The 17,424-nt window shown below is 35.3% G+C and carries 15 protein-coding genes; 8 read left to right on the top strand and 7 right to left on the bottom strand.

The features are described from left to right. Positions 1 to 9: 9 nt before the first annotated feature. Positions 10 to 606, top strand: a complete 597-nt coding sequence (locus tag H510_RS0103395) for a riboflavin synthase (RefSeq protein WP_026903021.1) — start codon at positions 10 to 12, stop codon at positions 604 to 606. Here the strand turns inward: H510_RS0103395 and H510_RS0103400 are convergent. Further along, positions 593 to 1,072 carry a methylated-DNA--[protein]-cysteine S-methyltransferase gene (locus tag H510_RS0103400; protein ID WP_026903022.1) on the bottom strand — a complete coding sequence of 160 codons (480 nt, stop codon included), beginning with the start codon at positions 1,070 to 1,072 and terminating at the stop codon, positions 593 to 595. The two genes, H510_RS0103395 and H510_RS0103400, sit on opposite strands and share 14 nt — an antisense overlap. 79 nt (positions 1,073 to 1,151) lie before the next feature. Here H510_RS0103400 and H510_RS0103405 point away from each other — a divergent pair, with 79 nt between their 5' ends. The 4 genes from H510_RS0103405 (at position 1,152) to H510_RS0103420 (ending at position 4,268) form a co-directional block, all read left to right on the top strand. Beyond that, the gene (locus H510_RS0103405; protein WP_026903023.1) at positions 1,152 to 1,811 is read left to right on the top strand and encodes a heme exporter protein CcmB; all 660 of its coding nucleotides are present in this window, start codon (positions 1,152 to 1,154) and stop codon (positions 1,809 to 1,811) included. 13 nt (positions 1,812 to 1,824) lie between these two features. Beyond that, a complete protein-coding gene (gene ccsA, locus H510_RS0103410; RefSeq protein WP_026903024.1) occupies positions 1,825 to 2,490 on the top strand; it encodes a cytochrome c biogenesis protein CcsA in 666 nt (221 codons plus the stop codon). After that, a complete protein-coding gene (locus H510_RS0103415) occupies positions 2,490 to 2,693 on the top strand; it encodes a CcmD family protein (protein WP_026903025.1) in 204 nt (67 codons plus the stop codon). Before ccsA ends, H510_RS0103415 begins: the two co-directional genes overlap by 1 nt. 141 nt (positions 2,694 to 2,834) lie before the next feature. Further along, positions 2,835 to 4,268 carry a Glu/Leu/Phe/Val family dehydrogenase gene (locus H510_RS0103420; protein ID WP_026903026.1) on the top strand — a complete coding sequence of 478 codons (1,434 nt, stop codon included), beginning with the start codon at positions 2,835 to 2,837 and terminating at the stop codon, positions 4,266 to 4,268. A 71-nt stretch (positions 4,269 to 4,339) separates the two neighbouring features. On the opposite strand, the gene H510_RS0103425 is transcribed toward H510_RS0103420, so the two are convergent. From H510_RS0103425 to corA, 5 genes are all read right to left on the bottom strand, one after another. Continuing rightward, positions 4,340 to 5,521 (bottom strand): porin, encoded by a 1,182-nt coding sequence (locus H510_RS0103425; protein ID WP_036691753.1) that lies wholly within the window; start codon positions 5,519 to 5,521, stop codon positions 4,340 to 4,342. Positions 5,522 to 5,702: 181 nt separating this feature from the next. Next, on the bottom strand, positions 5,703 to 9,068 hold the full coding sequence (locus H510_RS0103430; RefSeq protein WP_026903028.1) for a methylmalonyl-CoA mutase family protein: 3,366 nt from the start codon (positions 9,066 to 9,068) through the stop codon (positions 5,703 to 5,705). 147 nt (positions 9,069 to 9,215) lie between these two features. Then, the gene (locus H510_RS0103435) at positions 9,216 to 10,049 is read right to left on the bottom strand and encodes a hypothetical protein (RefSeq protein ID WP_155977802.1); all 834 of its coding nucleotides are present in this window, start codon (positions 10,047 to 10,049) and stop codon (positions 9,216 to 9,218) included. 81 nt (positions 10,050 to 10,130) lie between these two features. Beyond that, complete coding sequence (locus H510_RS20465; RefSeq protein ID WP_169449315.1) at positions 10,131 to 10,301, bottom strand: hypothetical protein; 171 nt, start codon at positions 10,299 to 10,301, stop codon at positions 10,131 to 10,133. A 29-nt stretch (positions 10,302 to 10,330) separates the two neighbouring features. Next, the gene (gene corA, locus H510_RS0103445) at positions 10,331 to 11,284 is read right to left on the bottom strand and encodes a magnesium/cobalt transporter CorA (protein WP_026903030.1); all 954 of its coding nucleotides are present in this window, start codon (positions 11,282 to 11,284) and stop codon (positions 10,331 to 10,333) included. 57 nt (positions 11,285 to 11,341) lie between these two features. Here corA and mnmL point away from each other — a divergent pair, with 57 nt between their 5' ends. The 3 genes from mnmL (at position 11,342) to H510_RS0103465 (ending at position 17,001) form a co-directional block, all read left to right on the top strand. Next, entirely contained in the window at positions 11,342 to 12,295 is a 954-nt protein-coding gene (gene mnmL / locus H510_RS0103450) for a tRNA modification radical SAM protein MnmL/YtqA (RefSeq protein WP_026903031.1), read from the top strand. Positions 12,296 to 12,366: 71 nt separating this feature from the next. After that, positions 12,367 to 13,905: a SulP family inorganic anion transporter gene (locus tag H510_RS0103455; RefSeq protein WP_026903032.1), complete on the top strand. Its 1,539-nt coding sequence runs from the start codon at positions 12,367 to 12,369 to the stop codon at positions 13,903 to 13,905. Between the two features lie 1,509 nt (positions 13,906 to 15,414). Next, complete coding sequence (locus tag H510_RS0103465) at positions 15,415 to 17,001, top strand: peptide chain release factor 3 (RefSeq protein ID WP_026903033.1); 1,587 nt, start codon at positions 15,415 to 15,417, stop codon at positions 16,999 to 17,001. A 93-nt stretch (positions 17,002 to 17,094) separates the two neighbouring features. Here H510_RS0103465 and H510_RS20470 read toward each other — a convergent pair. Next, on the bottom strand, positions 17,095 to 17,424 hold a 330-nt coding region (locus tag H510_RS20470), incomplete at its 5' end, for a transposase (protein WP_026903034.1).

Here is a 17,424-nt window from a genome sequence, read left to right on the forward strand (position 1 = left end):
AAACAATACATGTTTACTGGTATTATAGAAACTTTAGGAACCGTTACAAGCTTAAGAAAAGAGCAAGAAAATTTACATATTACCGTATCTTCTACAATAAGTAAAGATTTAAAAATAGACCAATCTGTAGCGCATAATGGCATTTGCTTAACCGTGGTTTCGCAAAATGAGGAAAGCCACACTGTAACCGCTATTTACGAAACTTTACAAAAAACTAATCTGGGAAGTATACAAGAAGGCAGTTTGGTAAACCTAGAACGTTGCATGCAAATGAATGGTAGGTTAGATGGGCATATTGTACAAGGCCATGTAGACCAAACTGGTATTTGTATTGCCTTAGAAGAGCAAGAAGGTAGCTGGTTTTACACTTTTAGTTATGATGAGGATAAGGGCAATGTTACAGTAGAAAAGGGTTCTATCTGCGTAAATGGAATAAGTTTAACTGTAGTAAACTCTAAACCTGGGCAGTTTTCCGTAGCTATCATTCCATATACTTACGAGCATACCAATTTACAAAGTGTAAAACCTGGCGATATGGTAAACCTAGAATTTGATATCATTGGTAAATATGTTGCTCGTTTAATGGGGAATACTAAAACAGTTTAGTTTGTCCTACTCCGGCAATTTTAGCTTCATGTTTTAATAGCCATTGTTTGCGCCATAAACCACCCGCATAGCCGGTAAGTTCGCCAGCCATGCCTACTACTCGGTGGCAGGGTACAGCAATCATGATTTTGTTTTTGCCATTGGCGGCTGCAATGGCTCTTATGGCTAGTAAATTTTGCATCCTAATAGCTAAAGTGGTATAAGAGATAACTTCTGCAAATTTTAGTTCTTGCAATGTACTCCAAACTTGTTGTTGAAAATCAGTACCGCTTTGTTTTATAGGGAAAGTAAAGCTTTTTAAATCTCCATTTAAATATTGTTGAAGTTCAGTTATAGCCAATGCTAAAATATCGGTTTTTGTGCCATTTTCTTGTGGTGCATCTGCAAAGCTAATTTCACAAATGGTATTATTTTCTTCTTTAATAATAACAAAGCCTAAAGGACTTTCAATACTTTGTACATTCATCAATCAAATATCATAAAAAATATAAGGCTTTACGCCGATGTTGAGCTTATATATGAGCTTTTACTATCTTTGCTACTGCATGATATTAATTAAACAAGTTAAGAGTTTATTATACAAAGAGATTTTATTAGAATGGCGTTCTAAATATGCCTTTAATGGTATTTTGCTCTATGTTATCTCTACCGTTTTTGTTTGTTATTTATCATTTAAAACTACTCCTCCTTTAGTTTGGAATGCGCTTTTCTGGATTATTTTACTTTTTGCAGCTATCAATGCCATCGCAAAAAGTTTTATGCAAGAAAGTAAAGGTCGCTTGTTATACTATTATACCATTGCTAGTCCCCAGGCCATCATTATCTCTAAAATTATTTATAACATTTTGTTGATGATCATCATGTCTGCCATCGCTTTTTTGGCTTATCAAATTGTGTTTCAAAACGCAGTTGCCAATTTAGGATTATACTTAATAGCAGTTTTATTAGGCAGTATTAGTTTTTCTACGGTTTTCACCATGATATCTGCTATAGCCTCTAAAGCAGGTAATAATGGTACTTTAATGGCTATATTAAGTTTCCCTGTTATCATCCCGTTATTGATGCTGATTATTAAGCTCTCTAAAAATGCAATGGATGGCTTAGACCCTTCTGTTTCTTATGATGAAATTGGCGTTTTATGTCTCATTAATATCGTAGTAATTGCTGTTTCTTTATTACTATTTCCTTACCTTTGGCGAGATTAATTTTTAAGCAATGATGTATAAAAATTGGTGGAAAGTGTTGGCTGTAATCTTAGTATTATTCTCCGTTACCGGAGGTTTATTGATAGCCGTTCCGGCACTTCCAATCTTACATGAAAGTATCAGAAATTTATATTATCATGTACCTATGTGGTTTGCCATGATTATTATTTACCTAGTTTCTGTTATTTATAGTATTAAATATTTGGGCTCAGGAAAAGAAAACGATGATTTAATTGCTGTAGAAAGTGTAAATACAGGTATTATTTTTGGTTTTTTGGGTTTAGGTACCGGCATGATTTGGGCAAACTTTACTTGGGGAGCACCTTGGCCAAATGATCCAAAATTAAATGGTTCTGCCATAGCTACTTTAATGTATCTGGCATACATCATCTTAAGAGGCTCTATTGATGAAGAGCAGAAAAGAGCAAAAATTTCTGCCATTTACAACATTTTCGCCTTCCCCATCATGGTAGTACTTATCTTTGTGTTACCACGATTAACAGATTCTTTACATCCCGGTAACGGTGGAAACCCAGGTTTTGGTGCTTATGATTTGGATAGTAATATGCGTTATGTTTTTTATCCTGCTGTATTAGGATGGATTTTAGTAGCTACCTGGATTATGACACTTCGCTATAGAATTAGAGTATTAGAAAATAAAAATAACCAAATTCAATAATGAAAAGATTTTTCTCCTTAATCGCCATACTATTTTTGGTTGTACAATTTGCACAAGCACAGTCCGTTGAAATGGCAGAAACCCTACGTTCTTCTGGTAAAATTTACGTGGTAGTAGCTGTTATGGCTTTGTTATTTTTGGGCTTGTTTTTTTACCTATTTTCTATAGATAGAAGATTGAAAAAAATCGAAAAGGATAAATAGGCTTCATCTTCCTTAAAAACAAACATTTAAAACAAAAATGCCCCTGTGTGGTTAAAACACTAAGGTTTTATCAATTTGCAGAAGACAAATATTTCTCTCAACTTGTATAAAATTTTTTTATAAACCATAAAAATTACTACTATGACCAAAGCAGGCGAGGTTATTTTTGATGACTACCATTTTTTTAATGATGTATGCCAATATGTAGATCAGGCAGCAGCATTTACCAATCATGATAAAGGCTTATTAGAACAAATAAAAGCCTGTAATAGCATCTATCATCTTCAATTTCCTATTAGAAAAGGCAATAGTTACGAGATTATTCATGCTTGGCGTGTACAACACTCTCACCACATGTTGCCTACCAAAGGCGGCATCAGATATAGCGATATCGTAAACGAAGATGAAGTTATGGCTCTTGCGGCTTTAATGACATATAAATGCGCTATTGTTAATGTTCCTTTTGGTGGTGCTAAAGGCGGTATCAAAATCAATCCTAAAAACTACACGGTTGCAGAATTGGAAAACATTACTAGGCGTTATACAGTAGAACTTATTAAGAAAAACTTTATAGGCCCTGGTATTGATGTGCCAGCGCCAGATTACGGTACCGGAGAACGCGAAATGTCTTGGATTGCTGATACCTATTTAACCATGAACCCCGGTTCTTTAGACGCTTTGGGTTGTGTTACAGGTAAGCCTATTGCTTTACATGGTATTGCAGGCAGAAGAGAAGCAACAGGCAGAGGTGTAGCTTATGCGGTGAGAGAATGTGTTTCTGTTGCAGAAGATATGAAAGCATTAGGCTTAACAGCAGGTATTGATGGGAAACGCATTATTGTACAAGGTTTAGGTAATGTTGGTTTCCATGCAGCTAAATTTTTAAGTGAGCAAGGTGGTATTATTGTAGGTATCTGCGAGTTTGATGGAGCTATTTACAATGCCAACGGTTTAGATGTTAATGATGTAGTAAGACACAGGAAAGAAACTGGTAGTATTTTAGGATACGCAAAAGCTACATCAGAGTTTGAACACTCTGCTGAAGGTTTAGAGCAAGATTGCGATATATTGGTTCCTGCAGCTTTAGAAAATCAAATTACCATAACTAACGTTGCCAGAATAAAAGCTAAAATTATTGCTGAAGGTGCTAATGGTCCAACCACACCAGATGCGGCAGATTTCTTTATTAAAAATGGTGGAATGATTATTCCTGATATGTATGCTAACGCAGGTGGGGTTACAGTTTCTTATTTTGAATGGTTAAAAAATTTATCTCACGTAGCTTTCGGTAGAATGGATAGGAGATACGATGAAACCAATAACTTGAATATCTTAAGCATGATAGAAAGCACTACTGGGGTTACTTTAACCCCTCAGCAAAGAGCTATGATAGCCAAAGGGCCATCAGAATTAGAATTGGTAAACTCTGGTTTAGAGGATACCATGGTAAGATCTTACCATGAGATAAGAGAAATTAAAAATGTTAAAAATACAGGTAGTTTAAGAACAGCCGCCTTTGTTGCTGCTGTTGATAAAATAGCCGTTTCTTACATGAATATGGGTATTTGGCCTTAAGTTAAACTTAAAGGTAAAAAAGCTATTGGAGAATTTTCCAATAGCTTTTTTTATGTTTTGGTTGCTGCAACTTAGAAATTAACTTGTGCCTGTATTCTCAGCAAGCTCCCTCTTTGTAAGTTATCCTGAAGGGCAAAATCTTCAAATCTTCTGGAAGAAAAAGTATAGTTAACTACCAATTCTAAGAATTTATTAGGCTCCCATTCTGCACCAACTTCTAGCTCTTTTACTAAGTAGCTGCGGGCATCTCTTTCATGTTTTTTGCCACCATCATAATATTGCGCTTTAATGAATGGATATAACAAGTGCTTGTTAATTTTAGCCATATAATTCAACATCACATAACCACCGTTTAAAGATTTTACTTCAACAGAGTCTGTTTGTTTGTTAAACTCTGGTCCTTTACCAATATTATATTCTGCTTGTAAACCAAATGGTTGAGGGTAGACTACCAAAGTTGCAGCAATTCTTTGGTCTAAATAGTTTCTGTTAGCATTGGTTTTAACACCAGAACTTAATTGGTCTGTAGCCATTACATATTTACCAGTATAAGCTTGTATACCAGGTTCTATAAACTGTTTGCCAAACAAAAAAGGATAAGATAAACGAGCTATTAAATGTTGCTTGTTATTTAAATCTGCTCTGTTAGCGGTTTGCCCATTATAGGCGCCAAAGCCAAAAACACCATAATCTCCAGAGCCTTTTAAACCTAGTTTAATCAAATCAGAAAATCTTTGTCTAATTTCTTTTGGTGCCCAGTAAAAGAATAAACCTAAATCACGTTCGTTAGCTGCTGCGCTATTAATAGCATCATTACGGTCTAAAGAGATTCTGTTTTGGCTAGATTGCATGTTCTCAAAACCATAAGGTATTTTACTCTGGCCAAATCTAAACCTAAATTCATTATCGCTATCTAAGCCTACATCAACATAAGCATCTCTTATTTGTCCAAAATTAGATGAAGTACCTGCTGAACTAGCAAAATCTGGTTGAATGTAAATATAAACCTGTTTACTTATTTGCCCAAAAAAGATGAGTCGGATTCGTCTTAAGAAGAAATCTCCTCCATCTCCCCAAGATCTGTCGCATTGTTCGCATTTTAAGTCTGGGTTACTTTCTAGAAGTCCGTTATACCTTAATTGCGCATAACCTCTTAATGAAATTTTATCGTACCATTTCTCTGTTGATGTTTTAGGCTTTAATACTAAAGTATCTTTAGTTTGAGCTTGAGATAAATGAGAAAAAGTAAGCATTATAAACAGTAAAAGGCAACTTAATACATTAACAGCTTTTAAATACATGAATAAATAATTGTTAAGTAAATATTAAAATCGATGCAAAATTAATATTATGATAACAATAGCTTAATTAAATTGAAAAGTTAATGATTTGTTAATATTAAATTAACGTTTCTGCTGAAATACTTGCAAAAACTTACATGTTTCGCCTGTACTGTCCACCAACTTCATAAAGTGCTTGAGATAATTGCCCTAAAGAGCAATATTTTGTGGCTTCCATTAAACTTTCAAATATATTGCCGTTTTGGATGGCTACTTTTTTCAACGCATCTATCTCTATGCTTGCTTTATCCAAATTTCTTGCCTTAAATGCCTCAAGCGTTTGTATTTGATATTCTTTTTCTTCTGTAGTCGCCCTAATAACTTCTCCCGGCGCAACCGTAGGAGAACCATCTTTACTTAAAAAGGTATTTACACCAATAATAGGGAAATCCCCATTATGCTTAAGCGTTTCGTAGTGTAAAGATTCTTCTTGTATTTTGCTTCTTTGGTACATGGTTTCCATAGCACCTAAAACTCCACCACGCTCATTTAACCTGTTAAATTCTAGTAATACAGCTTCTTCAACTAAATCTGTAAGCTCTTCTATAATAAAAGCACCTTGTAAAGGATTTTCGTTTTTAGCTAAGCCTAATTCTTTATTAATGATGAGTTGTATCGCCATAGCTCTTCGTACAGATGCTTCTGTTGGTGTGGTTATAGCCTCGTCATAAGCGTTGGTGTGTAAAGAGTTGCAATTATCATAAATAGCATAAAGCGCTTGTAATGTAGTTCTGATGTCGTTAAAGTCAATCTCTTGGGCATGTAATGACCTTCCGGAGGTTTGGATATGGTATTTCAATTTCTGAGATCTATCATTTCCTTTATATTTCTCTTTGATAGCTTTAGCCCAAATTCTTCTGGCTACTCTTCCTATCACGGCATATTCTGGGTCTATTCCGTTAGAAAAAAAGAAAGATAAATTAGGGGCAAAATCATCAATATGCATTCCTCTACTTAAATAATATTCCACAAAAGTGAAACCATTTGCCAAAGTAAATGCTAATTGCGTAATGGGGTTTGCACCAGCCTCTGCAATATGATAGCCAGATATAGAGACGGAGTAAAAGTTTCTAACCTTTTGGTCTATGAAATATTGCTGTATATCGCCCATCATTCTTAAAGCAAACTCTGTGGAGAAAATACAAGTATTTTGGGCTTGGTCTTCTTTTAAAATATCTGCTTGTACAGTGCCTCTTACCGTTGCTATTGCTTTTTCTTTGATTTGGTTATAGATAGCTGATGGTAAAACTTCATCCCCAGTAACTCCTAAAAGCATTAAGCCTAGCCCATTATTACCTTCTGGTAAAGCTCCGTTATAAACTGGTCTTGCTTGTTTTTTAGCTTCATAAATTGCTTGTATTTTAGCTTCAATCTCTGCTTCTAAACCGTTTTCTTTGATATAAATTTCACATTGTTGGTCAATAGCGGCATTCATGAAAAAACCTAAGAGCATGGGCGCTGGTCCGTTAATCGTCATAGATACTGATGTGCTAGGGTCGCACAAATTAAAGCCAGAGTAGAGCTTCTTAGCATCATCTAAAGTAGCAATACTTACACCCGAGTTTCCAATTTTACCATAAACATCGGGTCTAATATGTGGGTCTTCGCCGTATAAGGTAACAGAGTCAAATGCAGTTGATAATCTTTTTGCATCCTGACCTAAAGATACATAATGGAATCTTTTATTGGTACGTTCTGGGCCACCTTCACCAGCAAACATTCTGGTTGGGTCTTCACCTGCTCTTTTTAAAGGGAAAACTCCCGCAGCATAAGGAAATTCTCCAGGTAAATTTTCGGTAAGTAACCATCTTAAAACATCGCCCCAAGCTTTGTATTTAGGTAAGGAAATTTTAGGGATTTTAAGTTTTGATAAAGAAACTGTTTTTAAAGCCTGTTTAATTTGTTTATCTCTAACCTGATAAACAAATTCATCCTGCTGATATTTTTCTAAAGTTTGAGGCCATTCTTTCAACAGATTTTTACAATACGTGTCTAATTGTTCTTCTAGGTGATTGTAAATTTCTTTTAGAGCCTCAGCAGCTTGTTCTTGTTTGTAAGCTAAGGATAAATCTGCCGCTCCATTAACTTGATACATCTTTTGAGCAATGCCTGCTTGCTGCGCTACCCAACTAGCATAAGCAAAATTTGCTTCTGTTATTTCTGCTAAATATCGACTTCTATGTGGTGGGATGATATATTTTTTTTCATGATCCGCAGTAGCAATATCAGTTTTAATATGGAAATTTAAGCCTGTTTTTGTTTCTATTTGATGGATGATGGCCTTAAATAGCTGATTGGTTCCAGGGTCATTAAACTGAGATGCCATCGTAGTGAAGATGGGTAAATCTTCATCAGGAGTTTCAAACAATAAATGGTTGCGCTTAAATTGCTTTCTTACATCTCTTATAGCATCTTGCGCTCCTTTTTTATCTGATTTATTGATGGCTACCAAATCAGCAAAATCAAGCATATCAATTTTTTCTAGTTGTGTGGCGGCACCAAATTCAGGTGTCATCACATATAAAGAAACATCCACATAATCGGTAATTGCAGTATCAGACTGGCCAATACCCGATGTTTCTACAATTATCATATCAAAACCAGCAGCTTTACAAATAGCTATAGACTCTTCAATATGTTTAGAAAGTGCCAAATTAGCTTGTCTTGTAGCTAAAGAACGCATATACACCCTGGGCGTATTAATCGCATTCATGCGGATACGGTCGCCTAGAAGTGCTCCACCGGTTTTTCTTTTAGATGGATCTACCGAGATAATGGCTAAACTCTTATCTGTATAAGTTAAAAAGCGCCTTACTAATTCATCTGTTAAAGATGATTTTCCTGCACCACCCGTTCCAGTAATGCCTAAAACTGGAGTAACCTTCCCATCAAGATTTTTTAATGCATTAATGAAATTTTCATGTTTTTGAGCATCATTTTCTGCAAGTGTTATACAGCGAGCTATTTCTTGAAAATCTTTGTTTTTTATATTTGATAATTCAGGTTTATAAATCTCAATCGGATTAAAATCGCAACTTTCAAGCATGTAATTAATCATGCCTTGTAAGCCCATCGTACGGCCATCATCCGGAGAGAATATTTTAGCAATACCATATTGGTGCAGCTCTTCTATTTCTTCTTGCAAAATAACGCCTCCGCCACCACCAAAAATTTTAATATGATTTGCTTGTTTTTCTTTCAGCAAGTCAAACATATATTTAAAATATTCGATATGCCCGCCTTGGTAAGATGTTAGCGCAATGCCTTGCACATCTTCCTGTATAGCGCAGTTTACAACCTCTTCAACAGATCTGTTATGCCCTAAATGTATAACCTCAGCTCCAGACGATTGTAAAATCCTTCTCATGATGTTGATAGTGGCATCATGACCGTCAAATAAGGAGGCTGCCGTTACAAATCGTATTTTATTTTTTGGTTTATAAATGGAGTTTTCTTGCATAGCGCTGAAGAGTTTTTAAAAACAAATTTAACTAATTGATGATGGACAAAAGCCTTTAATTCGTAATAATCTTATGGCTGTTTATAGGGGCAAAAAAATAGGGAGCTAATTTTCATCGGCTCCCTATTAAAAACTTATTCTTATCTCTTAATTATTAACCACTAATATTGGTTTTTTAGCTATTCTGGCCAATTTAACAGCTACTGAATCTAAATAATCTCCATCTTTTAATAAATGGTTTTTATTAATCATACTGTAAACATCACCCAATAAATATTCATGAATTAAGTCTGGATATTTTTGTATATCTAAACGTCTCAGGTTCTCCAAACTCATTTTACAATCGTTTACTCTTCCTGCAAAGCAATCGTTAAATAGTTGCTTTCCGTATTCAATATCTAAATCAGGTATACCATTATCAGAAGCGTGTGCTATTGTTAAATCGCAGTTCAAGTGTTTAGCTACTTGTCCAAAAGCTCTCATAAATCTTACCTCAGTAAACCTAATATCAGTACAATAAATAATACTTTTAAGCTGCTGTGGTTCTTGTACATCATCAGCGATAAACAAAACTGGACATTTAGCGTCATTCACAATTTTAGAAGTTAAGGCATCTAACCTTATCCCTTTTTCATCCACATAAGCGCAATTGATGATGATAAATTGGGTATCTATAACCTGTTTAAAACGATGTTCTGATTTTAGAACCTCCTGTGCGTTATAAATGGGATAGTGTATTTGATTAGAAAAATTACCTTGTAAAAACTCAGGTAATAAAGTTGTTTGATCTACCTGTTTAGAATAGACTTCACTACTGTCTGTTTCTGCAACAAGGTTAAGTTGTTTCTCTCTGGTGCTTTGTTTAAGTTGTGTGTCGCAAAATGCTGATTTTGCTTCTGTAACTTTAGAAATAGACGTTATCCACTGCAAAACTGAAGTGCTGGCGGCCTTGAAATTAACGAAATGACTAATATTTTTCATGAGATAATAAATTGTGATATGAACAGTTTCATCCATCACAATTTTTAAACCACTTATTGTATCATCACAAAAAAAATAGAATTATTTTTTTCTTTGGCCTGGGGCAAAAGGTTTGGCAGATTTACTACCTGTCATTTTCTTGGCTTGTCCGGGAGGTACTTTACCACTATTTCCGGCTGTTTGGTAGGCACAACCAGAAAGTATAAATGCAAAAATTACAAATGCACTAAAGACTAATTTTAAATGTTTCATGTTTTATTTTTTTGAAACATGATGCAAAACTAAAGCCATTTCTTTTTCTTAAAATAGATTAAAGTACCAAAAGAAGAAACAAACATGAATAGGATGGCTAGCGCATACCCATACTGCCAATCAAGCTCGGGCATAAGTTTAAAGTTCATACCATAAATGCTGGCAATTAAGGTAGGAGGCATAAAGGCAACCGTAGCAACGGTAAATATCTTGATGATACGGTTTTGCTCAATATTAATTAAACCCATAAAAGTGTCTTGAAGATACTCTAATCGCTCAAAAGCAAATTTATTATGTTCTAATAAGGAGCTAATATCTTTAATCATGATTCTTAACACGCCCATATATTCCTGTGGAAAAGTTGATGATTTCATCAGGGCAGAAATCATTCTTTGCTTATCAATGATGTTTTCTCTCAACATCATATTATCATTTTGGAGCGATGAAATCTTTAATAAATCTTCTTCATCTACTTTTTCGCTGGTTGCTTTTAAACTTTTATTTAGTTCTGATATTACTTTGGCGATATTTTCAATCAAATCTGCATCTTGGTCTATACAGGTTTCTAAAATGGTAGAAAGTATCTGGAAACCATTAACATACAAAGTTGGGTTGGCCTTTATTTTTTTTACAGATTCTCCAAAAGTTTTTAAATCATCATCTCTGTAAGTAAATAATATACCTTTTTCAAGGATGATAGAAACCGGACTATAATCAAAACCGTGTTGCCTTACAGATAAAAAATTAGAATTAATGATAATTTCGTTATCCATCTCGCTAAAGCGTGATGAACTTTCTATCTCTTGAGATTCTTCTTCTGATGAGTATTTGATATCAAAATAAGTTTCTATCGTAACTTTTTCCTCTACAGTTGGGTTCTGCAAATCTACCCAAACCAAGCTTTCCATAGGTATTTCCCTTAAAAGCTCTACATCTGTCTCTTTTGCAAGGCGGGTATTTTTTTTATAATAGATTCTCAGCATCGTTCATCAATTTGTATTAATCATCATTTCGTATCTTTGCAAAAATATCTTTAAATAGTGGAAAAATCTCTCGCATTCGGCGAAAAAAATTATAATTACTACAGTGCTTACTTAAAGGAAAAGTATCAGGTAAAACGTGTGTACAAAGTTATTGTTGACGGAGGTTTTACTTGCCCCAACCGTGATGGGTCTAAAGGTTATGGCGGTTGCACCTACTGTAATGTGGATTCTTTTACGCCAACCTCCAGAACTATGGCTACCATGAAAGAGCAAATAGAGTTTGGAATGGAACGAGCTAGAAAACACTACAAAGCAGAAAAATTTATCATTTATTTTCAGCCCAATACCAATACTTATGCTCCGGCACATTACTTAAAAACCATGTATGATGAGGCTTTAAGTGTTGATACTACTGATGTTGTTGGCTTATCTGTTGGTACCAGACCCGATTGTTTAGATGCCGAGAAAATAGCTTTATTAGAAAGTTATACCGATAGACTTGATGTTGATTTAGAAATGGGGATGGAGTCTATTTATAACGAAACGTTAGCGCAAATTAACAGGGGCTGTTCTCATGATGAGTTTGTAGACATTATGAAACTGTTAGAGAATACCAAATTAGATATTTGTGTACACACTATTTTTGGTTTACCCGGAGAAACCAAACCCATGATGCTTAAATATGCTGATGAGATAAACCGTTTTCCGCAAATAAATTTCGTTAAGTTTCATCATTTACATATCGTAGAAGGCTCTATCATGGGCGCAAAGTATAAAAAGGAACCTTTTAAGCTCTTTAGTTTAGCAGAATATACTGATTTTCTTTGCGAGATATTACCCTTAGTTCGTCCAGATATCATTATTCAACGTCTTTTTGGTATATCAGATTTAGACATGTTAATAGCTCCAAAATGGGGCTTAAAAAAATCAGAAATCCAAACTTATATTGATAACGAAATAGAAAGAAGAGGCGTGGTACAAGGTTCAAAATACCCACAAACATTGGTTTAGGTAAAAAAACGAACCATTGCAACTTAGGTTAACATAGACTCTTATTATCCGTTTGCTTTTATTCATTAAACATGAAATTTTCTTTACCCCTTTTTGATTTTAAACAGAAAGTAGATTATAAACTAGAGATTTTAGCAGGTTTAACCGTAGCGATGACCATGGTTCCAGAATCTTTATCCTTTGCTATATTGGCTGGTTTTCCTCCGTTGGTAGGTTTATACGCCGCTTTTATAATGGGTTTAGTAACCGCCGTTTTTGGTGGTAGGCCAGGTATGGTTTCTGGTGGGGCAGGGGCAACAGCAGTTGTTCTGATAGCTTTAATGCAATCACATGGTTTAGATTATGTATTTGTAGCGGTTGCCTTAGCAGGGATAATTCAAATCCTGGTGGGGCTCTTTAAGCTTGGGAAATTTATCAGGTTAGTTCCTCAGCCGGTTATGTATGGCTTTGTTAATGGTTTGGCGGTTATCATCTTTACTTCCCAGTTTCAACAATTAAAAACAGTAGCTAACGGACAAGAAATGTGGTTAACAGGTCAAGCACTGTATACCATGGTAGGTTTAATCCTACTCACCATCAGTATTATTTTGATATTTCCAAAAATTACAAAAGCAGTTCCTGCCTCCTTGGTTGCTATTATTATTGTATTTATTTTGGTTTTAGTCTTAGGTATTGATACCAAAACAGTACAAGATATTGCCTCAGTAAGTGGAGGTTTCCCTCCGTTCTACATCCCTCAGATACCTTTTAATGTTGAAACTTTAGAGATTATTTTCCCTTATGCTTTAATTATGGCTGGCGTTGGCTTAACAGAAAGTTTGTTAACCCTCAATCTGGTTGATGAAATTACCCATACAAAAGGAAAAGGGAATAAAGAATGTTTGGCTTTAGGTAGTGCTAACCTACTAAATGGATTCTTTTATGGTATGGGGGGGTGCGCCATGATTGCCCAAACACTTATCAATCTATCAGCAGGTGCAAAAGCAAGGTTATCAGGTATTATTGCTGCATTAACTATTTTGTTAATTGTTTTAGTGGGTGCTCCAATTATAGAAAAAGTGCCAATAGCAGCTTTAGTTGGTGTCATGTTTATGGTTGCTATTGGCACTTTTGAGTGGATAAGTTTACGCATCATTAATAAAATGCCTAAACATGATGTTTTTACGGGTATTATGGTGGCTGTTATTACCATTTGGTTGCATAATTTGGCTTTGGCAGTTCTTATTGGAGTAATTATTTCTGCATTGGTATTTGCTTGGGAAAGTGCTAAGCGAATAAGAGCCAGAAAATATATAGATGAACAAGGGATTAAACATTATGAAATATATGGGCCTTTGTTCTTTGCTTCAGTAAGTCATTTCACAGAAAAATTCGATATCCAAAACGACCCACAAGAAGTGATCATAGATTTTAAAGAAAGTAGGGTTGCAGACATGTCTGGTATAGATGCCCTTCATAAACTTACAGTCCGATACCAAGAAGCAGGTAAAACATTGCGCTTAAGACATTTAAGTGATGATTGCAGACGTTTATTATCCAATGCCAAAGGGATAATTGATGTAAATATTTTGGAAGATCCGGATTATCCCGTAATGACGGATAAGGCTTAGTGGGATAATATTATTTCATAATATCTGCTAGATTGATTGATAGTATTTCTTCTTTCGCTCGTTTGTAACGAGTTATTATTTTAGGGTATAAAGTAAAGTGGTAGGTGCTGCCTTTAATCATTAAATAACATTCTCAAAAGAAGGAAGGTGGCCTATGAAGATTTGGAAGTAGAGTCAAATAAATCTTTTGTAAAACTTTCGTTAAGAACAGGTGGGAAACAATCCGACGGGTGTTTTAGAAGCTTTCAATATGCAAACCCTTCACACCACTCAGGATTGTGAATAAAGATTTATTTAGACGAAACGACAAATATTCATCAGCCTTGATTTATTCATTGTTTTTCATAGGTATTCATGAACTCGTTCCTTGTTTTTGTTTCTCATCAAGGAAAAGAAAGACGCCGCAACCCGGCTAGGGTTGGAAAGCCTTGTGCGGAGATGCCAGTTTTTAAAGCTTCTCTTAGTTTAGTAATCTTTAATGATTATGATTATCCGCCTCATGAGCCGGCGGGGCCCATTACTTTTTAGAGGGAAAAAGTAATCAAAACCCTTGATCAATCCCGCAGGAGCCCTTTTCTCACATCCCTTACCCACACTCAAAAACAGGGAGCGCTTATTTTTGCTCGGTCATGGTTTATGAAAGTTAGTGTAAACTCGAACGCAAAACCGCATGCGCTATAGGCTTGGAAGTGCAAGATTTTTTAATTTCTGCTACTGTTTTTTTCGTCTTTCCGGCTCTTGGGGATTGCTCATGCGTTTCGGGATATTCTGTTTTTTATGAATGGTTGTTCCTATCTAGAAGTAGAAAGTATAAAGAACCTAAAAAGTGGATATTTAGGGACTGCCTTAAATATAAAACTCATTTTCCCGAAGAACGAAAGACGGCCTATGAAGATTTGGAAGTGAAGTCAAATAAATCTTTTGCAAAAACTTTCATAAAACACCATCGGAAAACAATCCGACGGGTGTTGTAGTAGTTTTCAATATGCAAAACCATTCACACCACTCAGGATTGTGGATAAAGATTTATTTAGACGAAACAACAAATATTCATGAGCCTTGATTTTTTGTTCACTTTTTTATCAAGAAAAAAGTGAATAGGGCTGGCCGCCTATGAGGCCGGAAAGCCTTGAGCGCTAAGCTAATTAATTTAAATATCTTTAATGATATTAATTATTCGCCTCTATCACCGGCGAGGCTCGTTCCTTTTGCGAGACCAAAAGGAACCAAAATGAAGCTTTAGCGAATTCATGAATACCTTTAAAAATCAATAAAAACTAATGAATAAATCCTTGATCAATCCCACAGGAGCCTTTTTGCACAAATCTCACCCACAATTCAAAAATAATGAGCGCTTTATTTAAGTAAAAAGTCAAAAGAACCTGAATATCGGATATTTAGATAATATAAAAAGTGCTCATCCAAACCCAAAATTATGTTTTAAGACAATCTACCTCAGCATCCGATAAATTGCTTATTTTTGCGCCCTGTTTAAAGTCCCTCATCAAAATGTTAGAAAAAGAAATCAATAAAAGAAGAACCTTCGGAATTATCAGTCACCCCGATGCCGGTAAAACTACACTAACAGAAAAACTCCTTTTATTTGGAGGTGCTATACAAAAAGCAGGAACTGTAAAACGTAACAAAGCCGAAAAAACCGCTACCTCCGATTTTATGGAGATAGAAAAGCAACGTGGTATTTCTGTGGCTACCTCCGTAATGGGGTTTGAATACAAAGATATTAAAATCAACATCTTAGATACCCCAGGTCACAAAGATTTCGCTGAAGATACTTATCGTACTTTAACAGCGGTCGACTCGGTAATCTTAGTGGTAGACTGTGTTAAAGGGGTTGAGGAGCAGACACGTAAACTGATGCAGGTTTGTAGAATGAGGCATACACCTGTTATCATTTTCATCAACAAAATGGATAGAGAGGGTAAAGACCCTTTTGATTTGTTGGAAGAGTTAGAAAAAGAATTAAATATCTCTACCCGACCATTGAGCTGGCCAATTGGAATCGGACATACTTTTAAAGGGGTTTATCAACTTCACAAAAAATCTTTAAATCTTTATAGCCCTAATAAAAAGGAAATTGCAGACGATGTTATCGCCATTAACGATTTAAACCAGCCAGAATTAGATCAAATGTTGGGGCAAAATGCTGCAAACAAATTAAGAGAAGAAGCAGAATTGATTGAAGAAGTAGCAGAACCATTTGATTTAGGCTTATACCGTTCGGGTTATCTGGCTCCTGTTTTCTTTGGTAGTGCAATCAATAATTTTGGTGTACAGGAGCTCTTAGATACTTTTATTGAAATTGCCCCTACGCCACAAGGACGCGAAGCTAACTTAAGGCCAATAGCGCCTACCGAAACTAAGTTTACAGGCTTTGTATTTAAAATACATGCCAACTTAGATCCTAACCACCGCGATAGGATAGCATTTTGCAGAATTACCTCGGGCACTTTCTTAAGAAATACTTTTTATTACCACACTCGTTTAGATAAGAAATTAAAATTTGCCTCTCCAACCAGTTTCATGGCAGATAATAAAAGTTTAGTAGAAGAAGCTTATCCTGGAGATGTTATAGGTTTATACGATGCCGGAAACTTTAAAATTGGAGATACGCTTACCGAAGGAGAAAAGCTGCAATTTTTGGGAATACCTAGTTTTTCGCCAGAAATATTTAGAGAATTGGAAAATACCGACCCTATGAAGACAAAACAGTTAGAAAAGGGTATTAACCAATTGAGTGATGAAGGAGTAGCACAATTGTTTACCGTAAATCCTGGAAATAGAAAAATTATTGGCACTGTTGGAGAGCTACAGTTTGAGGTGATTCAATTTAGATTGAAACAAGAATACGGAGCCTCCTGTATTTTCAGACCCTTAAACTTTTCTAAATCAAGTTGGGTCTCTGCAACTACACCGGCAGATATGCAACAGTTCTTAAAAGCTCAAGCCTCTCGTATTGGTTACGATAAAGAAAGCAGACCCGTTTTCTTTTCTTCGTCACAATGGGATTTAGAATATACAGCAAAACAGTTTCCGGAGATAAGTTTTCATGATACTTCTGAATGGGATAGATTATAAATTTCAGAATATGCTCCTGAAATTATATAAAGAGATTATTAAATCACTATTTAAGTTCAGGTTGAGGCCCCCTGCCTATTAGCTAGTCAAGCCTTAAAAAGTCCAATTTAACTTTACAGGGTATAATTTATTGGGATGATCTTGCAGATTTTTTTTGGTCAGTTTATCAAATACCCACATTAGAAGGAGCTGCCATTGTAAAAAGAAGCTGGCAAAAGATGATTTCCATTTATTCATCATCCTTTTGAAGTTAAAAGCAGCAGCAGCAAGCATAATATTGATATTATCGCCCACTATTCCTTTATAAAAGTTGCGGTTTAATCTGTGATCTTGTTTGATGTGTCCGATAATGGGTTCTATGGATGCCCTTTTGCGATGTAACTTTCTAAGTTTATTAGCCTGATACCTGCTGATGTTCTTTTT

Origin of the sequence: Pedobacter glucosidilyticus DSM 23534 (genome assembly GCF_000425145.1) — a bacterium.
In the GTDB taxonomy this organism is placed as follows: Bacteria; Bacteroidota; Bacteroidia; order Sphingobacteriales; family Sphingobacteriaceae; genus Pseudopedobacter; species Pseudopedobacter glucosidilyticus.

Coding starts and splice junctions, on each gene's coding strand:
- H510_RS0103395 (WP_026903021.1), top strand. CDS start 10: ATGTTTACTGGTATTATAGAAACTTTAGGAACCGTTACAAGCTTAAGA.
- H510_RS0103400 (WP_026903022.1), bottom strand. CDS start 1,072: ATGAATGTACAAAGTATTGAAAGTCCTTTAGGCTTTGTTATTATTAAA.
- H510_RS0103405 (WP_026903023.1), top strand. CDS start 1,152: ATGATATTAATTAAACAAGTTAAGAGTTTATTATACAAAGAGATTTTA.
- ccsA (WP_026903024.1), top strand. CDS start 1,825: ATGTATAAAAATTGGTGGAAAGTGTTGGCTGTAATCTTAGTATTATTC.
- H510_RS0103415 (WP_026903025.1), top strand. CDS start 2,490: ATGAAAAGATTTTTCTCCTTAATCGCCATACTATTTTTGGTTGTACAA.
- H510_RS0103420 (WP_026903026.1), top strand. CDS start 2,835: ATGACCAAAGCAGGCGAGGTTATTTTTGATGACTACCATTTTTTTAAT.
- H510_RS0103425 (WP_036691753.1), bottom strand. CDS start 5,521: ATGCTTACTTTTTCTCATTTATCTCAAGCTCAAACTAAAGATACTTTA.
- H510_RS0103430 (WP_026903028.1), bottom strand. CDS start 9,068: ATGCAAGAAAACTCCATTTATAAACCAAAAAATAAAATACGATTTGTA.
- H510_RS0103435 (WP_155977802.1), bottom strand. CDS start 10,049: ATGAAAAATATTAGTCATTTCGTTAATTTCAAGGCCGCCAGCACTTCA.
- H510_RS20465 (WP_169449315.1), bottom strand. CDS start 10,301: ATGAAACATTTAAAATTAGTCTTTAGTGCATTTGTAATTTTTGCATTT.
- corA (WP_026903030.1), bottom strand. CDS start 11,284: ATGCTGAGAATCTATTATAAAAAAAATACCCGCCTTGCAAAAGAGACA.
- H510_RS0103455 (WP_026903032.1), top strand. CDS start 12,367: ATGAAATTTTCTTTACCCCTTTTTGATTTTAAACAGAAAGTAGATTAT.
- H510_RS0103465 (WP_026903033.1), top strand. CDS start 15,415: ATGTTAGAAAAAGAAATCAATAAAAGAAGAACCTTCGGAATTATCAGT.